This window comes from Aeromonas sp. EERV15, assembly GCF_900079845.1.
Lineage (GTDB): Bacteria > Pseudomonadota > Gammaproteobacteria > Enterobacterales > Aeromonadaceae > Aeromonas > Aeromonas sobria.
The window spans coordinates 1-22,633 of sequence record NZ_FKKY02000019.1 but is presented as its reverse complement, the minus strand read 5'-3'; the positions used below and the strand labels follow the sequence as shown (position 1 = coordinate 22,633).

Below are 22,633 nucleotides of genomic sequence, written 5' to 3'. Positions count from 1 at the left end.
GATTAGGCATGATTTACGATTTTCCTCTCAATGAAAAAAGCCGGACCTATCTTCGTCTGGAGTCTCTGTTTTCCCAGATCCGCGACAATCTGGAGAGCGACCAGCCTTGGGCACATATCGCCTTCTTCAAAGGGTTGTTTGACCTGCAAGAGTTGCTGGAGCGGGGTGACCTGCGCGCCGATCTTATCAAGGATCTGGAGCGCCTCAGTCAGCGCCTGAGCCACTGGGCCAGCTTGCCTGACGTTGATCTGGAGCAGATCAAGCAAATGCAGCAAGAGAGCAGCCAGCTCTCCCGTAATCTGCTCAAGTCCCCTCGCCCCGGCGCACGACTGAAAGAAGATCGCCAGCTTGCGGCGATCCGCCAGCGTTTCTCTATTCCCGGCGGCCTGTGTGCCTTCGATGTACCGCAACTGCACCACTGGCTCGGTACCCCGGCTATTGCCCGTCACCAGCAAATGCAAAGCTGGCTTGCCGACATCAACTTGTTGATGAATTCCATTACCCTGCTACTGGGGCTGTGGCGCGATTCAGGCGCCTTCAGCGAGCAGGTCGCCAGCAACGGCTTCTTCCAGGATACCGCCGAGAGCGCCGAGCTGATCCGCATCAAGCTGCCAGCCAATCTCTCTTGCTACCCGACCCTGAGCGGCCATAAGAATCGCTTTGCCTTGCGGTTTTTGTCCACCTCTGAACAGCTGGTTGGTGATGTGCCGTTCCAGCTCGCTTGCTGTTAAGGAAACATCCAGATGGTCACCAAGGTTAAGTGTCCGACTTGCCAAACTGAACTGGAATGGGGTCCGCAGAGCCCGTTTCGTCCCTTCTGCAGCAAGCGCTGCCAGCTGATCGATCTCGGCGAATGGGCGGATGAAGAGAAGCGGATCCCCGGGGCGATCAACCCGGATCTGTTGCCAGAGCCGGAAGAGGGCGATCAGTGGCTATAAGCCCGTGGTCACTCACCTCTACAACATGAAAAAAGGGCCGAATGGCCCTTTTTCATTTCTTGTTACCAGCTCACGCCAGCGTGGCCTGTAGCCGCTTCACAATCGGGCCATTGGCATCAGGGAACTGATAGTGGTGCAGCTCTGTTACCGACACCCACAAGCACTCCTGCCCCTCCTTGCCGAACGGTTCACCACTGAAGCGGGTTACCTTCCAGATATCCAGCAACACCTGTTTCTCGGGATAGTCGTGCTGCAACTCCATGAAGGGGGCGCAATCCTGCACCCGGATACCGATCTCTTCCCACAGCTCCCGATCCAGCGCACCGAGCAGATCCTCGCCCGACTCCACCTTACCACCGGGAAACTCCCAGCGATCCCCCTGATGGCGATCGGAGGAGCGTCTGGCGATGAAGATATCGCCCTGTTCATTCTCGATGACGCCAACCGCCACCCAGATCCGCTTTTTCTGTTCCATCTTGTTACCTTTGCACCATCTGCTTAATCAAGCTGCTCGATACCGCCAATCCCTGATTAGCGCTCGCATCCGCTGCGGCTGGATATCGACAACTTTGGCTCTCTTCGCTCATTTGATAAAAACAAGGCGGGCACCGGGCCCGCCTTGTTATGGCATTGCAATCGATCAGGTCAACTGACCATGGCAATGCTTGTACTTTTTGCCGGAGCCACAAGGGCATGGATCGTTGCGGCCAACCTTCTGCTCGTCGCGCACGAAGGTGGTGTGACCCTCTTCGCCTGCGGCCTCTTCATCGGCCAGCTGGCTCTCTGCAGCGGCGTGGGTGTAGGTACGGGGAGCCGCTTCTGCCTGCTGGCGCTGCTGCTCTTCCATCACTTCTACATCACGCTCTTGCACCTGAACCCGGCTCAGGATGCTGACTACATCGCGCTTGAGGGTTTCCAGCATCTGGGTAAACAGATCGAAGGATTCACGCTTGTACTCCTGCTTGGGGTTCTTCTGGGCATAACCGCGCAGATGAATACCCTGACGCAGGTGATCCATCGCCGCCAGATGCTCCTTCCACAGGCCATCCAGGGTTTGTAGCATCACCGCCTTCTCGAAATTACGCAGCACTTCGACCCCGACCAGCTCCTGCTTGTGGCTATAGAGCTTGTTGGCCTCGTCCAGAATGCGCTCGCGCAGCTTCTCTTCATACAGCTTGTCATCTTCTGCCAGCCACTGTTGCAGCGGCAGATCCAGCCCGAAGTCAGCCTTCAAGCGCGCTTCCAGACCGGCGACATCCCACATCTCTTCCAGTGACTGGGGCGGAATGTACTCGTCAATCACAGCGCCATAGACATCGTCACGGATGACGTGAATGGTCTCGGAGATGTCGTTGGTATCCAGCAACTCGTTGCGCTGCTCGTAAACCACCTTGCGCTGATCATTGGCCACGTCATCAAATTCAAGCAAGCTCTTGCGGATGTCGAAGTTGCGACCTTCCACCTTGCGCTGGGCGTTTTCGATGGCCTTGGTCACCCAAGGGTGCTCGATGGCTTCGCCCTCTTCCATGCCCAGCTTCTTCATCATGCCGGTCACGCGATCGGAGGCGAAGATCCGCATCAGGGTATCTTCCATGGAGAGGTAGAAACGGGAGGAACCCGGGTCACCCTGACGACCGGAACGGCCGCGCAGCTGGTTGTCGATACGACGGGATTCGTGACGCTCGGTACCGATAATGTGCAGACCACCGGCAACCAGCACCTCATCGTGGCGCACCTGCCAGGCTGCTTTCAACTCGGCAACTTGCTCGCTGGACGGGTTATCCAGGGTGGCAATCTCTGCCTGCCAGTTACCACCCAGCACGATGTCGGTACCACGACCAGCCATGTTGGTCGCGATGGTGACCGCGCCAAGCTGGCCCGCCTGAGCGACAATTTCCGCTTCCATGGCGTGGAACTTGGCGTTCAATACCTTGTGCGGGATCTGCTCTTTGTTCAGGATGCCGGAGAGCAGCTCGGAGTTCTCGATAGAGACGGTACCGACCAGCACTGGTTGACCCTTGGCCACACACTGGCGGATATCTTCAACGATGGCGGCATACTTTTCATTGGCGGTCAGATAGACCAGATCGCCCATGTCCTTGCGCACCATCGGCTGGTTAGTCGGGATAACCACGGTATCCAAACCATAAATCTGCTGGAATTCAAAGGCTTCGGTATCTGCAGTACCGGTCATCCCCGCCAGCTTGTTGTAGAGACGGAAGTAGTTCTGGAAGGTGATCGAGGCCAGAGTCTGGTTCTCGTTCTGGATCTTGGCCCCTTCTTTCGCTTCAACCGCCTGATGCAGACCATCGGACCAGCGACGACCCGGCATGGTGCGACCGGTATGCTCATCGACGATGACGATCTCATCCTTCTGGACGATGTAATCCACGTTGCGCTCAAACAGGGTGTGGGCACGCAGACCGGCGTTGACATGGTGCAGCAGGCTGATATTGGTGGCAGAGAACAGGGAGTCATGCTCATCGAGCAGCCCCTCTTTCTTGAGCAGCTCTTCCACGAAAATCTGACCGTTTTCGGTCAACAGGGCCTGACGGTTCTTTTCGTCAACCGTGTAGTGCCCCTCACCGGTGTACTCCTCGGTGTCTTCTTTGTCCTGCTTGACCAGCAGCGGGATCAGCTTGTTGATCTGGGTATACATGGCAGAGCTGTCTTCAGCCGGGCCAGAGATAATCAGCGGGGTTCGGGCTTCATCGATCAGCACCGAGTCAACCTCATCCACCAGCGCATAGTTGAGCGGGCGCTGCACCCGCTGCTCCGGCGAGAACGCCATGTTGTCGCGCAGGTAGTCGAAACCGAATTCGTTGTTGGTACCGTAAGTGATGTCGGCGGCATAGGCGTCGCGCTTTTGCGACGCATCCATACCTGGCACGTTGCAATCTACTGTCATGCCGAGGAAGGTAAACAGCGGACGGTTCGCTTCCGCATCGCGCTTGGCCAGATAGTCGTTCACTGTCACCACGTGGACGCCACGACCGCTCAGGGCATTGAGGTACGCTGGCAGGGTTGCGGTCAGGGTTTTACCTTCACCGGTCTTCATTTCAGCGATGCGGTTGGAATCCAGCACCATGCCGCCGATCAGCTGCACGTCGAAGTGACGCATGCCGAACACCCGCTTGGAGGCTTCACGCACGGTCGCGAATGCTTCCGGCAACAGCTGCTCCAGGGTCTCACCCTGCTCCAGACGCTGACGGTACTCGGCCGTCTTGGCCTGCAGCTCAGAGTCGGACAGAGCTTCGAACTGAGGCTCCATTGCATTGATTTGTTTTACAATTTTGCGCAAAGCCTTGAGCGTTCTATCGTTCCGGCTGCCAATAATCTTGGTAAGCAGTGTGCTAATCATGGGTACCAACTATTTCTGGTTATAAAAGCGTTCCGTCATGGGAACCTGGAGAAAAAACCTAACCCCGTCCGGCACTCAGAAAGCGTGCGGGGTTGACCTGACGACCGTCTTTCAACACTTCGTAATGCAAATGGACGCCGGTCGCGCGACCGGTGCGCCCCATCAAGGCAATCTTCTGGCCCTGATCAACCAGGGTGCCCACTTCGACCAGCAGCTTGGAGTTGTGGGCGTAACGAGTGACCAGACCATTACCGTGATTAATCTCCACCATATTGCCGAATTCCGGATGACGTCCCGCCCAGCTGATAATGCCGGGACCGGTGGCCAGAATGGGAGTGCCTGGTTTACCGCGGAAATCGACACCTTTATGCATTTTGGCTCGCCCATTGAACGGATCGACCCGTCCACCAAACCCGGACGAGACCCAAACTCGTTCCTGTTTGACTGGCGTGCCAGAAATAAAGCCGGCATCGGTGATATGGTGATTCATGATGAAAGATTCAAGTACCGACAGCTGCTCTTCGCGGCTACTGAGTTGCTGGCTGAGGTGTTTCATCGAGGCTTGCAGCTCGTTGAGGTTCACTTCCAGCTCTTCATCATAAGAAGGGCCGCCCATGGGAGGCAGCTCTTTGAAATTGAACTCGTCAGGATCGAGATCAGCCTGCTCGGTCAGTCGTTCACCGAGGGCATTCAAGCGGCCCAACTGACCCTGCATGGTGCCCACCTGAGCCGCCAGCATTGCCAACTGCTCACGAGCCTCATCGCCACTCTGAGCGACAGACTGCTGCTCGGCAACGGCCAGCGCCACTTCCAGCGCTTCCATTTTCTGGTGCCAGCTCTGCCAGAGCCAACCACCACCAAGAATGGCCAAAGAGAAGAGGATACCGCCGACCCAGGCCAGACGTTGTTTGGGTAAGTGCAACTTGCGTCGCTGCTTGCCGTGGAGGATCAGGGTAATGCTCATAGAAATCTGTCTGCTCGGTCAGGTGCGGCCAACAGCCTGCACAGGAAATAAAACCGGGAGATAATCGGTATTAAAGGATGGAGTCAATAAATGACGGAACGTCGGTGCGGAGAGAGGACCGACGTTCCGTTGCACAGCTATCAGGCCAGAACCAGACCGTTGTCGTAGTAAGCGATAGGCGCTTTGTCGCCCTCACCCTCGAAGGTCACCAGTTCCCAAGCCTCCTGCTCGGCCAGCAAGGCACGCAACAGCTTGTTGTTCAGGGCATGTCCGGTCTTGTAGGCACGGAACTCACCGATGATGCTGCGGTTACACATATAGAGGTCACCGATCGCGTCCAGCATCTTGTGCTTGACGAACTCGTCCTCATAGCGCAAACCGTCTTCGTTCAGCACCCGATAGTCGTCCAGTACCACGGCGTTTTCCAGGCTTCCGCCCAGCGCCAGGTTCTGGGAACGCAGGTACTCGATATCACGCATGAACCCGAAGGTACGGGCGCGGCTGATCTCTTTCACGAAGGAGGCACCGGAGAAATCCAGTACGCAGCGCTGATTGCGCCCTTCAAACACCGGATGCTGGAAATCGATCTCGAGATCCATCTTGAAGCCGTTGCGATAAGGGTGGAATTCCGCCCACTTGTCGCCATCTTCAACCCGGATGCTCTTCTTGATCCGCACAAACTGCTTGGCAGCATTTTGCTCACGGATCCCGACTTCCTGCAGCAGGTAGATAAAGGGATGCGCACTGCCGTCCATCACCGGGATCTCGGGCGCGTCAACCTCGACATAGAGGTTGTCGATCCCCATCCCGGCCAGCGCGGCAGAGAGGTGCTCAATGGTTGAGACACGGACGCCGGCTTCGTTGACCAGTGCAGTACAGAGCACGGTATCGCGCACCTGATCGGCATTGGCTGGCAGCTCTACCACAGGATTCAAGTCGGTACGCAAGTAAACGATTCCTGTGTTAACAGGTGCCGGACGGAACGTCATTGTGACTTTCCGGCCCGAATGCAAGCCGACACCAGTCGCCTGTACACTCGTTTTCAAGGTTCTTTGTCTAATCATGGGTGTACCCTACACAGCTTAAATTCCGGACCAGATGGTCGTTGGCTGGCCATCTTAGCACAATCCTTGAACAACAAACAAACCGGAGCCATAAGAGGCTTAGTCAGCTTGCTTGCGCAGGAATGCCGGAATATCCAGGTAATCCGGTTCACGACGAGCTTGCGGCTCGGCGTTGACCACCTTGGCCGGCGCTTCGTCCATCACGCGGCCTTGCATCATGTCGCTCACCAGCGGCTGACGTACCGGGCGCTCTTGCACCTGGCTGCTCTTGACTAGGGTGATGTCCGGCTTGCGCTCGGCACCAATACCGGTCGCAACCACAGTCACACGCAGTTCGTCGTGCATTTCCGGATCGATTACGGTACCCACTACCACGGTGGCGTTCTCGGAAGCGAAGGCCTTGACCGCGTTACCCACGGTTTCGAACTCTTCGATGGTCATGTCCATACCAGCGGTGATGTTGACCAGGATGCCACGGGCACCGGCCAGATCCACATCTTCCAGCAGCGGGCTGGAGATGGCTTTTTCGGCCGCTTCTTCGGCACGATCATCACCCGAGGCGGAACCGGTACCCATCATGGCAGTACCCATTTCACGCATCACGGTACGCACGTCCGCGAAGTCGACGTTGATCAAGCCCGGACGGGTGATCAGCTCGGCAATGCCCTGTACCGCGCCAAGCAGTACATCGTTGGCAGCCTTGAAGGCGTCCAGCAGGGAAATACCGCGACCCAGCACCTTCAGCAACTTGTCGTTGGGGATGGTGATCAGGGAGTCGACGTTCTTGGAGAGCTCTTCGATACCATGGGCAGCAAACGCCATCCGCTTCTTCCCTTCGAAGGAGAACGGCTTGGTCACCACGGCAACGGTCAGGATGCCCATCTCGCGCGCCACTTCGGCCACGATCGGTGCAGCACCGGTACCGGTACCGCCACCCATACCGGCAGCGATGAACACCATGTCAGAACCGGTCAGCAGCTCACGCAGCGCTTCGCGATCTTCCATGGCCGCATCACGACCCACCTCAGGATTGGCACCCGCCCCCAGACCCTTGGTGATGCCACCACCGATCTGCAAGGTGGTGTTGGCACTGGAATTACGCAGCGCCTGGGCATCGGTGTTGACGGTAATAAACTCAACACCTTCAATATTTTGACGAACCATGTGCTCGACAGCGTTGCCGCCGCCGCCACCTACACCGATCACTTTAATGACGGCTTCGTCAGTGTGGCTATCCATAAATTCAAACATGTTGTCTCTCCGCTTTATTTGCCTGACTCAGCAAAATTCTTAGAACTCGCCACGCAGCCAGTTGCTAACCCGTTTGACCAGGCCACCGACACTTGCCTTGGCGGTATATTCTTTGTTGCTACCTGTGGCTTGATGGGTGCGGCCATATTGCAGCAACCCGACTGCTGTCGAGTACACTGGTGCCTGCACATAATCACTCAAACCACGTATGTTCATGGGTTCTCCCACCCGGACCTGGCATTGGAAGACCTGCTCTGCACACTCCACAATGCCTTCGATCTGGGCTGCGCCGCCGGTCAAGACCACACCGGCTGCCAGCTGATGCTTGACTCCCTGCGCTTTCAGTTCGCTTTGTACCCGCACCAGCTCATCATTCACCATGGAGAGCAACTCGGTGTAACGGGGCTCAATCACTTCAGCCAGTGTCTGCCGTTGCAGGCTACGCGCCGGACGACCGCCGACACTGGGCACTTCAATCGTGTCTTCTTTGCTGACCAGACGGCCGAGGGCGCAACCGTAGCGCACCTTGATCGCTTCTGCGTCGAGCGGCGGAGTGCCAAAGGCGTAGGCGATATCGCTGGTCACTGTGCTGCCAGCGTACGGGATCACCTTGGTGTGGCGCAGGGCACCGCCGGTAAACAGCGACATGTCCATGGTGCCACCACCGATGTCCACGACACAGACACCCAGCTCTTTCTCGTCTTCGGTCAGTACGGCATAGCTGGAGGCCAGCGCGGAGAAGATCAGCTGATCCACCCGCAATCCCACCTTCTCCACACATTTTTCAATGTTGCGGGCCATGTCGTTATGGCAGGTGATCAGGTGCACCTTGGCGGCCATCCGCACACCGGACAGGCCAACCGGATTCTTGATCCCTTCCTGATAGTCGATGGCGAACTCCTGAGGCAGCACATGCAGCACCCGCAGCTCGTCGGAGAGACGGACCGACTTGGCGGTATGGATGACGTTGTCCACGTCCTCCTGGGTCACCTCCTCATCGGAGATGGGCACCATACCGGTCTCATTGCGACAGTCAATATGCTTGCCGGACAATCCCAGATAAACCGAGCTGATCTGGCAATCGGCCATCATTTCGGCCTCTTCTACCGCACGACGCAGTGACTTGACCACGGAGTCGAGATCATTGACCCCGCCCTTCTCCATTCCGCGGGAAGCGTGACTACCCATGCCGATGACATTCAGCTCACCATCCGGCAATACTTCCCCGACCAGAACCGCCACCTTGGTTGTGCCGATATCCAGTCCGACAATCAAATTCCTATCTGCGGTGTTGGTCATGCACTTTCTCTTCGCTCTTCTTCCAGCCAACTGCCACTCCGGTGTCGTATCGAAGATCCACGTAGGCAACCTGCGCACGGGGTTCGATCACCGGGAAGGCATCGATAAACCGCTGTAACCGGAGCGCAATATCATTGCGCCCGAGGAACAGCTTGATGTTGCCATCCAGGGTCAGTTCCCAGGCATGGCGCGAGGTCAAATTAACCCCTTGCAACGTATATCCTTTGGCAGCCAGCTGCGACTGGTACTGCCGACTCTCTTTTAACACCCGGGCAGCCTGGTCATCCGGCCCTGACAGTTGCAGCAGCGGCGTCTTGACTCTGTCCGGGGCACTGAACACCTTGCCCTTGGCATTGACGAAGCGATTACCATTCCAGCGCGCCGCCACATCCTGTTCAGTGAGGTAGATCTTGATCTTGTTCGGCCACTTTTTTCGTACCGAGACCTGAGCTACCCATGGCAGGGCATTGAGCCGTGCCTGTAATTCGTTGACATCCAACTCGAAGAAGTTGCGCAGCTCGGCGCCATCCAGCACGGCCAGCCGCAACTCCTCGGTTTCCAAATACTGGTGTTGCCCCTGTAGCAACAGCTCGCTCATGGGCAACCGGTTGGCATCTGTCAGCCAACCTTTAACATCCAGCGCAGTCTGATAGCAGCCCCATAACACCAGCAGGAAAAACACTACGCCTGCGATGAAGCCACCCTTGGTGCGCCCTTCTGCCCTTGCCTCCACCCGACGATCCCCGTGTAACGCGCTAAACCGGCCTTTTGACAGACCGGTTCGCCATTATATAGGCCCCGGCTTGGCGGTCAAAATACTCATTGGGCCCTCAGGCGCCAGATTTCATGCTATCTATGCTCAATTTCATCTCTCCGAGACGACGGGCAAGCGCCCCGACGTTGCCGGCACCTTGAGTCAGCACCAAATCGCCCTCGCCGATCAGGTCGGCCAGCACGGCTGGCACGTCATCCGGGGTGGCAACAAAGATGGGTTCGAGGTTGCCGCGGGAGCGAATGGAGCGGCACAGTGCCCGTCCATCGGCACCCGGGATCGGCTCCTCACCGGCAGCATAAACCTCCAGCATCACCAGCACGTCTACCTTGGAGAGCACGTCAGCGAAGTCCTCGTAGAGATCGCGGGTGCGGGTATAGCGGTGTGGCTGGAATACCATCACCAACCGTTTGTCGGGCCAACCGGCACGGGCGGCGTTGATGGTGACCTTCACTTCGCTTGGGTGGTGACCGTAGTCGTCCACCAGCATCGCCTTGCCACGACCGGTTTCGAACTCGCCATATTGCTGGAAACGGCGCCCCACCCCTTCAAACTTGGCCAGCGCAGAGATGATCGCATCATCGCTGACACCGTCCTCGGTCGCGACAGCTATCGCCGCTGCAGCGTTCAATGCGTTGTGAATACCCGGCAAATTGAGGGTGACCTGCAACTCACCGGCATCTTTACGACGCACCCGGAAGCAGCTGTGGTTGGTGGTCTGGACAAAATCCAGCACCTGCACGTCGGCATCGTCAGCGAGACCGTAAGTCAGGGTCGGGCGGGCAATCTCGGGCAACATGCCACGGATCACCGGATCATCGACGCAGACCACCGCCAGCCCATAAAAAGGCAGGTTGTGCAAAAACTCGATAAAGGTGGCTTTCAGTTTGGCGAAATCGCCACCGTAGGTTTCCATGTGATCCGCTTCGATGTTGGTCACGATAGAGACCATCGGCTGCAGATGCAGGAAGGAGGCATCGCTCTCGTCCGCTTCGGCGATCAGATAACGGCTGCTACCCAGGCGGGCATTGGTACCGGCGCTGTTAAGCAGACCACCGATGACGAAAGTCGGGTCACGGTCAGCTTCGGCATAGATGCTCGCCACCAGACTGGTGGTGGTGGTCTTGCCGTGAGTACCGGCGATGGCGATGCCATGACGGAAACGCATCAGCTCGGCCAGCATCTCGGCACGACGCACCACCGGGATCCGCAATTCACGGGCGGCCAGCAGCTCGGGGTTATCCTGCTTGATGGCGGTAGAGACCACCACCACGCTGGCTCCTTCGATATGCTCGGCACTGTGACCCACGAAGATGTGAGCGCCCAACCCAGCCAACCGCTCGGTCACTGCATTACGGGCCAAGTCAGACCCTGTTACCTGATACCCTTCGTTGGCAAGCACTTCAGCGATCCCGCCCATACCGGCACCGCCTATGCCGATAAAGTGAATGCGACGCACGCGGCGCATTTCGGGGATCACAGTACGCAGTTTTGCCAATTCAACCTTGGTCATAATCGTCTCGCTAGTCTGCCGCTGGCCGTGTGCTGTCACACGGCGGCATCAATATAGTCAGGTACAAGGCTGCACGGTGTCGCCGCTGCAACCTTGCTCATCAATCTTTACCACTCTGCCCGATTGCGAGTCGCTTGCACTCGTCCGCTACCCGCTCGGCCGCATCCGTAATAGCAACGCGACGGGCCGCTTTCGCCATGTTAAACAGGGTCTCCCGGCGACCAGCCAGCCAGGTCAGACGCGCCGCCAGCGAAACGGTATTCAACTCGGATTGGGGCAGGAACTCGGCCGCACCACCGTCGACCAGCGTCAGGGCGTTACGGGTCTGGTGATCATCCACCGCATGAGGCAATGGCACGAAAATGGCGGCCACACCGGCGGCAGCCACTTCGGAGACCGTCAGGGCCCCCGCTCGGCAAACCACCAGATCGGCCCAGGCATAGGCACCGGCCATATCCTTGATAAATTCGCTCACCTCGGCATTGATGCCGTGTTGGGTGTAGGCGGCGGAGACTATCTCGCCATTGCCCTTGCCACACTGATGACGTACAGCAATCGGCACACCGGCCGCCGCCACTGCAGCAGGAACCTGCTCGTTGAGCACCCGGGCCCCCAGACTGCCACCGACGATCAGCAGATTCAGCGGTTCGCTGCTGCTGCGCAGTTGGGGATCCGGCAAGGCCACCACTTCCGGGCGCACCGGATTACCCACCACAGCGGTGCGACGGCTCGGGGCGAAGGCCCCCGGAAATGCCATCAACACCCGCTTGGCGATGCGCGCCAACAATTTGTTGGTCATGCCGGCAGCGGCATTCTGTTCATGGAGCAGCAACGGGATGCCGGAGAACCAAGCCGCTACCCCACCCGGCCCGGAGGCAAAGCCGCCCATGCCGAGCACCACGTCTGGGCGAACTGTCTTGAGCACCTGACGCGCCTGCAGGATCGACTTGACGATACGGTAGGGTGCCACCAGCAACCGCTTGATGCCGTTGCCACGCACCCCCTGAATATCGATAAAGGAGATGGGATAGCCATGGGCAGGCACCAATTCAGCCTCCATCCGGTCGGCAGTGCCGAGCCAGTGGACATTCCAGCCCTGGGCCTTCAGGCGATCAGCCACGGCCAGACCGGGGAACACATGTCCACCGGTACCACCTGCCATCACCAACAGAGTCTTGCTCACTAAACCTCCCGCACGCGCGCCTGGGCTGTCGCCTGACGCAACTCAAAATCAATTCGAATCAACATACTCACCGCCACCGTCATGATGATGAGACTGGAACCGCCATAACTGACCAGCGGCAGGGTCAAGCCCTTGGTCGGCATCATGCCACTGGCCGCCCCGACGTTAACGAAGGTCTGAAAGCTGAACCAGATGCCGATGCCGATGGCCAGATAGCCGTCATAGAGCCGATCTGCCACCAGCGCCCGATGACCCAGCTTGAGAGCCTTGATCGCCAGCGCAAAAATCAGGAACAGGGCGCCCAGCACCCCGACATAACCGAGCTCTTCACCGAGGATCGCAAACACGAAGTCGGTGTGCGCTTCCGGCAGGTACTCCATCTTCTGGATAGAATTGCCAAGCCCCTCACCAAACCAGCTGCCGCGGCCAAATGCCATCAGCGACTGGGTCAACTGGTAGCCACTGCCAAACGGATCGGCCCAGGGGTCCATAAAAGAGGTGACCCGTCTCATCCGGTACGGTGCTGCAATAATCAGCATCACAACCACCCCCAGCCCGGCACCGATCAGGGTGATAAATTGCCCCAGCTTTGCCCCCGCCAGAAACAGCATGCCAAACGAGGTGACGAACATTACCACTGTGGAACCCAGATCCGGCTGCAGCAGCAGTAAACTTGCCAGTACGCCGAATACCGCCAACGGCTTGAGGAAGCCGAACCAGGCTTCCCGCACTTCACTCTGACGGCGCACCAGATAACCGGCCAGATAGACAAACAGCGCCAGCTTGCCAAATTCCGCAGGCTGCAGGTTGAAGGGACCGAGCGGCAACCAGCGCACCGCACCGTTGACGTTGCGACCCACCAGTAGCACCAGCACCAACATCAGGATCGCCAGCACCAGCATAGGGCCGTTGTACTGTTGCCAGCGGGCCATCGGCACCTGCAGCACAAACCAGGAGATCCCCAGCGCCATCACCAGAAACAGACCATGCCGCTTGACGAACATGAAGGGGTCATCCCCCAGCGCAATCCCTTCCGGGATCGACGCCGAGGCAACGATGACCACCCCCACTGCCATCAGGGAGAGCGCCAGCAGTACCAGCTGCCGATCGTAAAGACCGGCAGGACGCGCCGGTAACAACCAGCGCTGGAAAAGACCTGCTGCTGCGCGAAGGGCGTTCATAGCGCCAGCACCAGTTCAGCGGTAAGGCGATCACCGCGAACGTCGAAAGATGTAAAGAGGTAAAGCCCGTCCAGGCTGGCAAGGAGTGCGTTCATAGCATCTGTACCATCTCGGTGAAGCGATCGCCGCGTACCTCGAATGACTTGAACTGATCGAGGCTGGCACAGGCCGGCGCCAGCAGCACCAAGTCACCGGGCTTGGCATCCGCCGCCGCCTTGGCGACCGCGGCCGCCAGATCGGCGACCAGCTCAGTCTGCTCGCCCAGCGCCAGCAGTACCTCGGCATCCTGACCGAAGCAGTACATATGATCGATCTGGTTGCCCAGCAGCGCCTGGATCGGGCCAAAATCCTGCCCCTTGCCCTGACCACCGGCCAGCAGCAACAGGCGTCCCTTGACCGACTCGCGCACACCGGCAACGGCAGCCAGAGTGGCCCCCACGTTGGTGGCCTTGGAGTCGTTGATCCAGCGCACCCCGTTTACCTCTCGCACGAAGCGGGCACGGTGAGGCAAGCCTTCAAAGCGGCGCAGCACGGTGAGCTGGGCGGCACGGGGAATACCAACCGCATCGCACAGCGCCATGGCGGCGAGGGCGTTGGCCTGATTGTGGGCGCCGACGATCTTCATCTCGTCCACCGCCAGCAGCGGTTCGCCATGCAGGGTCAGCCAGTAGCGGCCATCCAGCAGGCAGCGGCCATAGCCATTGCAATCGAGGCCAAAGCTCTGCCACACCTGACCCACATCGGGCAGGGTCTGGGCATCGTCGCGATTGACCAGAATGTGTTTGGAGTGCTGATGGATCTCCATCTTGGCGGCGCGATAGTCAGCCATGCCCTGATAGCGATCCATGTGATCTTCGGAGAGATTGAGCACCACGGAGGCCGCAGCACGCAGACTGTAGGTGGTCTCGAGCTGGAAGCTCGATAGCTCCAGCACACAGAGATCCATCGGCTGCTTGAGCAACTCCAGCGCCGGGATGCCGATATTGCCACCGACGCCAACCTTGAGCCCGGCTTCGGCAATCATCTCGCCCACCAGGGTGGTGACTGTGCTCTTGCCGTTGGACCCGGTGATGGCGATGACCGGGGTCTGGGTCTCGCGGACAAACAGCTCGATGTCGCCAATGATCTGCACACCACGCTCGGCGGCGGCTTTCAACTCGGGAGTTGCCAGCGCAATACCGGGGCTCGCTACTATCATGTGCGCCTGCTTGAGTAGTGCCTCGTCAAGCCCGTGGATCAACTCCACCTCCGGCTGCAGTTGATCCTTGCCGGGCGGGTTGGCGCGGGTATCCATCACCAGCGGCGTTACGCCACGGCTGAGGAAATAATCGACGCAGGAGAGTCCGGTTTTGCCCAATCCGATGATGATGACCATGGTCTTATCGCACCTTCAGGGTGGCAAGACCCAGCAAGACGAGAACGAGGGTGATGATCCAGAAGCGCACGATGACGCGCGGCTCCGGCCAGCCCTTCTTCTCATAGTGGTGATGGATCGGCGCCATGCGGAAGATCCGCACGCCGCGCAACTTGTAAGAGCCCACCTGCAGGATCACCGACAGCGTTTCCATTACAAACACGCCACCCATGATCACCAACAGGAACTCCTGACGAACCAGCACGGCGATGGTACCCAGCGCGCCGCCAAGGGCCAGGGAACCAACGTCCCCCATGAAGACCTGGGCCGGATAGGTGTTAAACCAGAGGAAGCCCAGACCCGCCCCGACGATGGCGGTACAGACGATCACCAGCTCGGAGGTATAGGGTACATAGGGAATATGCAGGTAGTTGGCAAAATTGACGTTACCGGTGGCCCAGGCGATCAGGGCAAAGCCCCCCGCCACCATCACGGTCGGCATGATGGCCAGACCATCGAGACCATCGGTCAGGTTAACCGCATTGGAGGTGCCGACGATGACGAAGTAGGTCAGGACGATAAACATCAACCCCAGTTGCGGCATCACATCCTTGAAAAAAGGCACTACCAGCTGAGTCTGGCCATCGTGGGTCGCTGTGCAGTAGAGGATAACCGCTACCACCAGTGCCACCGCGGACTGCCAGAAGTACTTCCAGCGGGCAATCAGACCGTCGGTATTCTTGCGTACCACCTTGAGGTAATCATCGGCAAAGCCGATGGCACCGTAAGCACCGAGTACGAACAGCACCAGCCAGACGTAGCCGTTGTCGAGACGGCCCCACAGCAGCACCGAGATAAAGATGGACGCAATGATCATCAGCCCCCCCATGGTCGGGGTGCCTCGCTTGCTGAGGTGAGACTCGGGGCCATCGTTGCGGATCACCTGGCCGAATTTGAGGATCTGCAGGCGGCGGATCAGCCGTGGTCCCATCCAGAGGGCAACCCCCAGACCGGTGATGATCGACAGGATGGCGCGAAACGTCAGATAGGAGAAGACGTTGAAGAAGGTGAAGTGCGGGGTGAGCAATTCCGCCAGCCAGACTAGCATGTGGCTGACTCCTGATGGCCTTTGACCATCTCGACGATATCTTCCATACGGGAGCCACGGGCACCCTTGACCAGAATCGAAATTTCCTGATGTGTATTTATCATTTGCGCAAGCACTTCAAACAACGACGCCTTGTTATCGAAATGTCGGCCAGCCGCGGCATCTGCGGTGTGGCGACTCTCTTCCCCTACTGTCAGCACGGCGTCCAGACCGCACTCGCGGGCATGACGGCCAACCCGGGCATGTTGCTCGGCAGACTCCTCACCCAGTTCCCGCATATCACCGAACACCAACACCTTGAAGCCGCCCATGGCGGTCAGGGCATCGATGCCAGCCAGCACGGATTCCACGCTGGCGTTGTAGGTATCATCCACCAGAGTCAGGCCGCCCCAGCGCTGGACGCAGAAACGCCCCTTGACCGGCGCCATCTGCTCAAGCCCCGCCTTGACGGAGTCGAGGGATGCGCCGAGGGCCAGACAGCCCGCGGCGGCGGCCAGTGCGTTGGCCACGTTGTGGCGACCCGGGATCGCCAGAGTCAGGCTCAGCTCGCCCTGCGGGGTCACCATCACAAACTCGGCGCAGCCTTGCTTGTTAAGCACCATGTCGCGCGCGTGGAACGGCTGGCTCTGATCCTCAATAGAGAAAGCGCAGCCAATGCCGCGTTCCCGCCACTTCGGCCAGAACTCGTTGTCGGCGTTGACGATGGCGGTGCCGCCTTCGCTCAGACCTTCAAAAATTTCGCTTTTGGCGTAATAAATGCCTTCGAGCGAGCCGAAACCCTCCAGATGGGCCGCCGCCACGTTATTGATGATGGCGGCATCAGGTTTGGCCAATGAAGTGGTCCAGGCGATTTCGCCCGGATGGTTGGCACCCAGCTCCATCACTGCAAACTGGTGCTGCGGCTCAAGGCGCAGCAGGGTGAGTGGCACCCCCACCTCGTTGTTGAAGTTGCCAGCGGTGGCCAGCACTTCCCCTTCGTTGCGAAGGATAGCGGTTGCCATCTCCTTCACCGTGGTCTTGCCGCAGCTGCCGGTAATGGCCAGCACTTTCGGGTTAATGCGCTCACGCACCAGTTTGCCGAGACGGCCCAGCCCCTTGAGGCTGTCGGTCACCACAAGTTGGGGAATGGCCAGCGGCAGTTCACGCTCGACCAGCAGGGCAGAGGCCCCTGCCTGAACGGCCTGCTCGCAAAAATCGTGGGCATCGAAGCGCTCGCCGCGCAGGGCAACGAACAAGGCACCGGCACCCAGGGTGCGGGTGTCGGTACTGACTGCGGTGATCTCGCCATCGTCACCAATCAGACGGGCACCGAGTACCTGCGCCAGCTCGGCAAGCTTGAGGGTCATCATGTGAATGACTCCAGTAATGTGTGCAAGGCGGCTGCGACGGTTTCCCGATCGCTGTAGTGCCGCTTGTCTATGCCAATGATCTGATAATCCTCGTGACCCTTACCGGCCACCAGGATGATGTCCTGTTTGCTCGCCTGACCGATGGCCAGCGCAATCGCCTTGACCCGGTCGTGCTCCACCAGCACCGCAGCAGGATCGCGAAAACCCGCCACCATGTCGGCCATGATCCGGGCCGGCTCCTCGGTACGGGGATTGTCGTCGGTCAGGATCACGCGATCCGCATACTGCTCGGCCATCGCCGCCATCATGGGGCGCTTGCCACGATCGCGGTCGCCGCCGCAGCCAACCAGACACCAGAGCTGGCCTTGGCAGTGCACCCGCAGGGCCTGCAATGCCTTCTCCAGCGCATCCGGGGTATGGGCATAATCGACCACCGCCAGCGGCGTATCGCCACCGCCGAAACACTCCATGCGACCGGTCACCGGTTGCAATTGGGGGGCCGTCGCCAGCAGCTCGTTGAAGTCGTAACCGAGCACCAGCATCACCCCCATCGCCGCCAGCACATTGCTGACGTTGAAGCGCCCGAGCAAGGGGGCGGATAATACACCATTCCCCCAGCTGGAGTTAATCTGCGCGCGAAAACCTTGCTGGTGAAAATCGAGCTGCTGCGCCGTTAATTGACGGCCAGCATGGTATTCAATCGGGCCATCCACACTGAAGGCCACCGCAGCCGGGTATTTTTCGAGCCACTTGGCACCCAACTCGTCATCGCGGTTGATCACCGCATTTGACTCATCGACCAGTTGCAGCAGCTGCTCCTTGGCCGCGCCATAGGCTTCCATGGTGCCGTGATAGTCGAGGTGATCCCGGCTCAGGTTGGTGAAAACGGCTGCGGCAAACGGCAATGCGGCAACACGGTGCTGCACCAGACCGTGGCTGGAGACCTCCATCGCCACCAGATCCGCCCCCAGCTCTTGCAGCTCAGCCAGCGTGGACTGCACCTGCACGGCGCTGCCGGTGGTGTTTTCCGCTTCGATCAGCTTGCCAAACAGGCCGTTGCCTATGGTGCCCATCACGCCAGCCTTGCCACCCAGCAGGGTGCGCCAGTTGGCGACCAGCAGCGCTGTGGTGCTCTTGCCGTTGGTACCGGTGATCCCCACCAGTTCAAGTTTTTTGGCTGGCTGGTCGTAGAAATACCCTGAGAGAGCAGAAAGATGAGCGGGCAGCTCCCGCATCCCGATACAGGGAACCGGAGTCGATGGTGGGATAAATTCACCATCCTCCTCAAACACAACAGCGGTCGCTCCCTGAGCCACCGCCTGTTCGATAAACCGTCTGCCATCCACCTGATGACCACGAATGGCCACGAAGAGAGAGCCGGGGCCGACCCGCCGACTATCCAGCTGGATATCGGTCAGGGTGAGCGCCGGCGCCTGGATACCGAAGGGGCGCAGTAATGCATCAAGTGCGCGGGACAAGAGAGGCCTCCGTACGGGCAAGTTTGGTGGGCACCGCTGTGGGCACCGCATCAGGACGAATATTGAAGAGCTGCAGCACCCCGCCCATGGCCTCTGCAAACGGTGGGGTCGCCACGGCGCCGCCATAATAGGCGCTGCCTTTCGGCTCGTTGATCACCACCACCATGACGAAACGGGGGTCACTGGCTGGGGCAAAACCGGCAAACCAGGCCATGTAATCCTTGCCATAGCCACCAGCGACGGCGACCTTGGCAGTACCACTCTTGCCGCCGACCCGATAGCCCGGGATCTTGGCCTTGGGAATGGCGTTGTCGACCACATATTCCAGCGCCTGCAACATGGCAGAGGCGTTGTTGTGGTCGATCACTTGCTCACCCTTGGGCGGCGTGGTGACCTTGACGATGGAGAGCGGCACCCGCTTACCCTTGTTGGCCAAGGTGGCGTAGGCAGAAGCCAGCTGCAGCGGGGTGACCCGCAAGCCATAGCCGAATGAGAGGGTCGCCCGCTCGATATCGGACCAACGACGACGCTGGGGCAGCATGCCGCTGCTCTCGCCCATCAGCCCGCTGCCGGTATCCATGCCGAAACCAAACATGCTGAGGGTGTTGATCATCTCCTGGGCCGGCATCCGCAGCGCGATGCGTGACATACCGATGTTGGAGGAGTAACGCAGAATGTCGTAGAGGTTGGTCGCCTTGTGAATACTGACGTCCTTGATCTGTTTGGCGCCGATAAACAGCGGCCCACCCGGAATGGTGTCTCTCCAGCTGGTCACCCCTGCCTGCAGCCCACTTAACAAAATCAATGGCTTAATGGTGGAGCCAGGCTCATAGGTATCGGTTACTACCCGGTTGCGCACCCGGAAGCTCTGATACTGGCCACGGTTATTGGGGTTGTAAGAGGGGGTGTTGACCATGGCGAGCACTTCGCCGGTCTTGATATCCAGCATCACCATGGAGCCGGAGGTCGCCTTGTTCTCGTCGGTTGCCCGCTTGAGGGCGCGGTAGGCCAGAGCCTGCACCCGCTGATCGATACTGAGTTGCAGATCGTTGGCGTTCTTGCCCTCTTTGACGACACCAAGGCGTTCAATTACGCGACCCTGACGGTCCTTGCGCACCCGCATCTCGCCAGAGGTGGCCGTCAACCACTCGTTGTAGCTACGCTCGATACCCTCTATGCCGTTGTCATCGATGTTGGTCACCCCCACCAGATGGGCGCTGATCTCGCCGGTCGGGTAGAAACGGCGCGCTTCAGGGCGCAGGTAGACCCCACCCAGCTTCAACCCCTTGATATACTCGGCAACAGCAGGCGTCACCTGACGCTGCAGGTAGACGAACCGCTTGCTGGGGTTGGCAAGGCGGTGCTTGAGCGTATTGATATCGAGTTTCAGCACTGCTGATAATGCCAGCCAGGCCCGCTCGTTATTGATGGCGCCGGACTCATGGACTGTTTTGGGATCGGCCCAGACCGCCTCGACCGGCACAGAAACCGCCAGCTGCTCGCCATTGCGATCGGTGATCATGCCGCGCACCGCCTGGGTGGACGTCGTCCGCAGCGAACGCATGTCCCCCTCCTGACGCAGACGATCCGGGTTGATCACCTGGATCCACGCTAGGCGCAGGATCAGACCCACAAACGCGATGCCGATAAATACCACCAGCGTGCGAAAGCGCCACGGATAGATCGATGGCGCTTTGACAGTCGCTTTGGCAGCTTTGGCTGTAGCCTTGCGTTTCATGGTTGGGTAATTACCTTCTCGGTGGTCACCAGCGGACGTCCCATCTGTAACTTGTCCATCGCCAGACTCGCCACCCGGGAATGTTCAGCCAAGGTGCCCTGCTCCAGCAGCAGATGGCGCCATTCGATATTGAGGCGATCTTCTTCCGCCATCAGATCGTTCTGCTTGGCAGTCAGACCCCGGGTCATGTTGGTCACCAAAATCACCGCAAAGGCGGTGACCAGCACGGCAACTGACAGCAAAATCTGCAGCTTGTGGCGCCAGAGATCACGGAGGATCTCCTTGGCCAGATGAACACGCACCTCGCTCATCGCTTACTCCGCCAGCCGTTCGGCAACCCGCAGCACCGAGCTGCGCGAGCGGCTATTTTCAGAAACTTCAGAGTCAGATGGCTTGAGGGCCTTACCCACCGACTTCAATTTGCGACCGCCAGCCAGCTGGGCCTCGGTCAACGGAATACCGTAAGGCACTTCCGGCCCTTTTTCATGCTTGCGGATGAAGTGCTTCACCAGCCGATCTTCCAATGAGTGGAAGCTGATCACCGACAGACGCCCCTGGGGTGCCAGCACCTCCAGCGCACCGTTAAGCGCAGTTTCAATCTCGTCCAGCTCGCTGTTGATATAGATGCGGATGGCCTGGAAGCTGCGGGTTGCAGCATGCTTGCCTTTTTCCTTGCTCGGGTTGACCCGGGCAATCATCTCCGCCAGCTGACGGGTACGCACATAAGGTTCGGTCACGCGATCGTGGACGATGGCGCGGGCGATCTTCTTGGCAAAGCGCTCCTCACCGAAGGTCTTCAGCACCCAGGCGATGTCATCCACATCAGCCTTGGCCAGCCACTGGGCAGCACTTTGGCCTGAGGTGGGGTCCATCCGCATATCGAGCGGGCCATCTTTCATAAAGCTGAATCCGCGCTCGGCATCATCCAGCTGGGGAGACGAGACCCCCAGATCCAGCAAAAAGCCATCCACCTTGCCCAGCAAGCCACGCTCATCAAGATAAGAGGCGATACCGGAGAAGGGACCATGGACGATTTCGAAACGGGGATCCTGGATCTTGGCCGCCTCGGCAATCGCCTGCGGATCGCGGTCGATGGCGATCAACCGGCCATTGGGGCCAAGGTGCTGCAGGATCAGACGAGAATGACCACCACGGCCAAAAGTACCATCGACGTAAACGCCGTCCGGCTTGATGTCCAGACCTGCGACGGCTTCGTGCAACAGCACTGTGATGTGTTCAGCGGCTTGGGTCATTTATAAAGAGAAATCCTGTAGTCGTGGTGAGCTTGCCCAATCGTCCCCGGGCAGACCCAAGATGTCGTCATTGACCTGTTGTTGCCAGCGGGCTTCATCCCACAGCTCAAATTTGTTGAGCTGGCCCACCAACATGATTTTCTTGTCCAGCCCCGCATGGTTGCGCAGTGGCTGGCTGAGCAGCAGACGGCCATTGCCATCCAGCTCGCATTCGGTTGCATGTCCCAGCAACAGCCGCTGCAAACGGCGCTCTTGCGTATTCATGCTGGAAAGGGTCTTGAGCTTGCGCTCAACCTCTTCCCATTCGTTCAGGGGATAAAGCAGCAGACAGGGATGGGCAATATCGATGGTGCAGACCAGCTGGCCGTCGCGCTCAGAGCGCAGCCAATCACGGAATTTGGTCGGAATAGCCAGCCGCCCTTTAGTGTCCAGGCTGATGGCATGAGCGCCACGCAACAAATTGCAGTCCCTGAAGGTGAGTGAGCGAGCTGATTGCCCCTCTAAAAACCACTTTGATCCACTTTTCCCCACCATGAAGTTTAAGGACGTGGAAGGGGCTTTTCAAGCAAGGAGATGGGACAGAGAGAACATATTGACGCAGCATGTGGACACTGCTGGTTGAGTGGGTTGATTTTCCAAGAGTTATTGCTGAAAAAACAGCAAACGATTAATTAACTACGGGGTGGTAGGCGGTCACTATCTAAATAACTGTTCCGAATAGTAGATCACTGGAGGAAGGGAACTCAGTCCAGTTTGTGCGATCTGATTAGTCGCCAAACAAAACAAGCCACACCCAAAGGACTGAGTTGATGCCTATCCTACCACCC

The 22,633-nt window shown here is 58.7% G+C and carries 20 protein-coding genes; 2 read left to right on the top strand and 18 right to left on the bottom strand.

Annotated features, from left to right (window positions below; genetic code table 11):
* The first annotated feature begins 8 nt into the window (after positions 1 to 8).
* The gene (gene zapD / locus BN4575_RS16040) at positions 9 to 731 is read left to right on the top strand and encodes a cell division protein ZapD (RefSeq protein WP_068978942.1); all 723 of its coding nucleotides are present in this window, start codon (positions 9 to 11) and stop codon (positions 729 to 731) included.
* Positions 732 to 743: 12 nt separating this feature from the next.
* Positions 744 to 938, top strand: a complete 195-nt coding sequence (yacG, locus tag BN4575_RS16035; protein ID WP_042019568.1) for a DNA gyrase inhibitor YacG — start codon at positions 744 to 746, stop codon at positions 936 to 938.
* Between the two features lie 70 nt (positions 939 to 1,008).
* Here the strand turns inward: yacG and mutT are convergent, their stop codons facing one another.
* The 18 genes from mutT to mraZ form a co-directional block, all read right to left on the bottom strand.
* A complete protein-coding gene (gene mutT / locus BN4575_RS16030; RefSeq protein ID WP_068978941.1) occupies positions 1,009 to 1,413 on the bottom strand; it encodes an 8-oxo-dGTP diphosphatase MutT in 405 nt (134 codons plus the stop codon).
* A 165-nt stretch (positions 1,414 to 1,578) separates the two neighbouring features.
* Positions 1,579 to 4,299: a preprotein translocase subunit SecA gene (gene secA, locus BN4575_RS16025; protein WP_068978940.1), complete on the bottom strand. Its 2,721-nt coding sequence runs from the start codon at positions 4,297 to 4,299 to the stop codon at positions 1,579 to 1,581.
* A gap of 58 nt (positions 4,300 to 4,357) precedes the next feature.
* Positions 4,358 to 5,263, bottom strand: coding sequence for a M23 family metallopeptidase (locus tag BN4575_RS16020; RefSeq protein ID WP_068978939.1), 906 nt, complete (start codon positions 5,261 to 5,263; stop codon positions 4,358 to 4,360).
* 140 nt (positions 5,264 to 5,403) lie between these two features.
* Positions 5,404 to 6,327 (bottom strand): UDP-3-O-acyl-N-acetylglucosamine deacetylase, encoded by a 924-nt coding sequence (gene lpxC / locus BN4575_RS16015; RefSeq protein ID WP_005336146.1) that lies wholly within the window; start codon positions 6,325 to 6,327, stop codon positions 5,404 to 5,406.
* 99 nt (positions 6,328 to 6,426) lie between these two features.
* On the bottom strand, positions 6,427 to 7,578 hold the full coding sequence (gene ftsZ, locus BN4575_RS16010; protein WP_042019576.1) for a cell division protein FtsZ: 1,152 nt from the start codon (positions 7,576 to 7,578) through the stop codon (positions 6,427 to 6,429).
* A 39-nt stretch (positions 7,579 to 7,617) separates the two neighbouring features.
* Positions 7,618 to 8,877, bottom strand: coding sequence for a cell division protein FtsA (ftsA, locus tag BN4575_RS16005; RefSeq protein ID WP_042019577.1), 1,260 nt, complete (start codon positions 8,875 to 8,877; stop codon positions 7,618 to 7,620).
* Positions 8,858 to 9,610 carry a cell division protein FtsQ/DivIB gene (locus BN4575_RS16000; protein ID WP_042019579.1) on the bottom strand — a complete coding sequence of 251 codons (753 nt, stop codon included), beginning with the start codon at positions 9,608 to 9,610 and terminating at the stop codon, positions 8,858 to 8,860. The genes ftsA and BN4575_RS16000 overlap by 20 nt, the downstream gene beginning before the upstream one ends.
* Before the next feature lie 97 nt (positions 9,611 to 9,707).
* The gene (gene murC / locus BN4575_RS15995) at positions 9,708 to 11,162 is read right to left on the bottom strand and encodes a UDP-N-acetylmuramate--L-alanine ligase (RefSeq protein ID WP_068978938.1); all 1,455 of its coding nucleotides are present in this window, start codon (positions 11,160 to 11,162) and stop codon (positions 9,708 to 9,710) included.
* A 100-nt stretch (positions 11,163 to 11,262) separates the two neighbouring features.
* A complete protein-coding gene (gene murG / locus BN4575_RS15990) occupies positions 11,263 to 12,345 on the bottom strand; it encodes an undecaprenyldiphospho-muramoylpentapeptide beta-N-acetylglucosaminyltransferase (RefSeq protein ID WP_068978937.1) in 1,083 nt (360 codons plus the stop codon).
* A complete protein-coding gene (gene ftsW, locus BN4575_RS15985; RefSeq protein WP_042019584.1) occupies positions 12,345 to 13,526 on the bottom strand; it encodes a cell division protein FtsW in 1,182 nt (393 codons plus the stop codon). Before ftsW ends, murG begins: the two co-directional genes overlap by 1 nt.
* 91 nt (positions 13,527 to 13,617) lie before the next feature.
* Entirely contained in the window at positions 13,618 to 14,901 is a 1,284-nt protein-coding gene (gene murD, locus BN4575_RS15980; protein ID WP_068978936.1) for a UDP-N-acetylmuramoyl-L-alanine--D-glutamate ligase, read from the bottom strand.
* Between the two features lie 4 nt (positions 14,902 to 14,905).
* A complete protein-coding gene (mraY, locus tag BN4575_RS15975; RefSeq protein ID WP_042019586.1) occupies positions 14,906 to 15,988 on the bottom strand; it encodes a phospho-N-acetylmuramoyl-pentapeptide-transferase in 1,083 nt (360 codons plus the stop codon).
* Entirely contained in the window at positions 15,982 to 17,337 is a 1,356-nt protein-coding gene (murF, locus tag BN4575_RS15970; protein ID WP_068978935.1) for a UDP-N-acetylmuramoyl-tripeptide--D-alanyl-D-alanine ligase, read from the bottom strand. The genes mraY and murF overlap by 7 nt, the downstream gene beginning before the upstream one ends.
* Complete coding sequence (gene murE / locus BN4575_RS15965) at positions 17,334 to 18,866, bottom strand: UDP-N-acetylmuramoyl-L-alanyl-D-glutamate--2,6-diaminopimelate ligase (RefSeq protein WP_068978934.1); 1,533 nt, start codon at positions 18,864 to 18,866, stop codon at positions 17,334 to 17,336. Before murE ends, murF begins: the two co-directional genes overlap by 4 nt.
* On the bottom strand, positions 18,799 to 20,553 hold the full coding sequence (locus BN4575_RS15960) for a penicillin-binding transpeptidase domain-containing protein (protein ID WP_042019589.1): 1,755 nt from the start codon (positions 20,551 to 20,553) through the stop codon (positions 18,799 to 18,801). The genes murE and BN4575_RS15960 overlap by 68 nt, the downstream gene beginning before the upstream one ends.
* Positions 20,550 to 20,864, bottom strand: coding sequence for a cell division protein FtsL (ftsL, locus tag BN4575_RS15955; RefSeq protein WP_042019590.1), 315 nt, complete (start codon positions 20,862 to 20,864; stop codon positions 20,550 to 20,552). Before ftsL ends, BN4575_RS15960 begins: the two co-directional genes overlap by 4 nt.
* 3 nt (positions 20,865 to 20,867) lie before the next feature.
* Positions 20,868 to 21,806 carry a 16S rRNA (cytosine(1402)-N(4))-methyltransferase RsmH gene (gene rsmH, locus BN4575_RS15950; RefSeq protein WP_068978933.1) on the bottom strand — a complete coding sequence of 313 codons (939 nt, stop codon included), beginning with the start codon at positions 21,804 to 21,806 and terminating at the stop codon, positions 20,868 to 20,870.
* Positions 21,807 to 22,265: a division/cell wall cluster transcriptional repressor MraZ gene (gene mraZ / locus BN4575_RS15945; RefSeq protein WP_068978932.1), complete on the bottom strand. Its 459-nt coding sequence runs from the start codon at positions 22,263 to 22,265 to the stop codon at positions 21,807 to 21,809.
* Positions 22,266 to 22,633: the final 368 nt, after the last annotated feature.